This is a genomic window from Burkholderia sp. Bp9015 (genome assembly GCF_003853505.1).
Taxonomy (GTDB): domain Bacteria; phylum Pseudomonadota; class Gammaproteobacteria; order Burkholderiales; family Burkholderiaceae; genus Burkholderia.
On the sequence record NZ_QTPZ01000091.1, the window covers coordinates 1 to 1,029 of the forward strand.

Genomic DNA, 1,029 nt, shown 5'->3' on the forward strand with positions numbered 1-1,029 from the left:
CCGACGGCGATGTACAACTGCGGCGCGACGATCTTGCCGGTCTGGCCGACCTGGTAGTCGTTCGGCACGTAGCCGGCGTCCACTGCCGCGCGCGATGCGCCGAGTGCGGCGCTCAGCTTGTCGGCCAGCGGCTCGAGAACCTTCATGTAGTTCTCGCCGCTGCCCAGGCCGCGGCCGCCCGACACGACGATGTTCGCGCTGGTGAGTTCGGGGCGATCGAGTTTCGTCACCTCCCGGCCGATGAACTGCGACACACCCGCATCTGCTGCCGCTTCGATCTTCTCGACCGCTGCGCTGCCGCCAACGCCCGCGACCGGATCGAAGCCCGTCGTCCGCACCGTGATCACCTTGATCGGGTCGCCCGACTGCACCGTCGCGATTGCGTTGCCTGCATAGATCGGACGCTCGAACGTGTCGGCCGATACAACCGCCGTGATGTCGGAGATCTGCGCGACGTCCAGCTTCGCGGCGATCCGCGGCGCGATGTTCTTGCCGTAAGCCGTTGCCGGCGCGAGGATGGGCGAGTAGTTCGACGCGACGGTCAGCACCGTCGCTTCGACGTTCTCGGCGAGACCGTCCGCGAGTTGCGGCGCATCGGCGAACAGCACTTTCGAAACGCCTGCGATCTTCGCCGCTGCATCGGCCGCTGCTTGCGCGTGGTGGCCTGCGACCAGCACGTGAATGTCGCCACCGCCGAACGCGCCGACTTCGGCGGCCGCCGCCACCGTGTTCAACGTCGCGGCCTTGATCGGCGACGCGCCGCCAGCCGATGCCGCATCGTGCTCGGCGATTACCAGAATCGTCATGTCCGTCCGCTCCCTGTTACAGCACCTTGGCTTCGGTCTTCAGCTTGTCGACCAGCGTCTGCACGTCCGGCACCTTCACGCCGGCCGCGCGCTTCGGTGGCTCGGCCACCTTCAGCGTCTTCAGACGCGGCGCGACGTCCACGCCGAGGTCTTCCGGCTTCACCGTTTCCAGCGGCTTCTTCTTCGCCTTCATGATGTTCGGCAGCGTCACGTAGCGCGGCTC

1 protein-coding gene and 1 pseudogene are annotated in these 1,029 nt (G+C 67.0%); both read right to left on the minus strand.

Features of this window, described 5'->3' with window-relative positions:
- Positions 1-806 (minus strand): electron transfer flavoprotein subunit alpha/FixB family protein (locus DIE12_RS37715; RefSeq protein WP_124551608.1); only part of this gene is annotated, 806 nt, incomplete at its 3' end.
- 16 nt (positions 807-822) lie between these two features.
- Positions 823-1,029: pseudogene (locus DIE12_RS37720) on the minus strand (electron transfer flavoprotein subunit beta/FixA family protein); the annotation flags it as partial.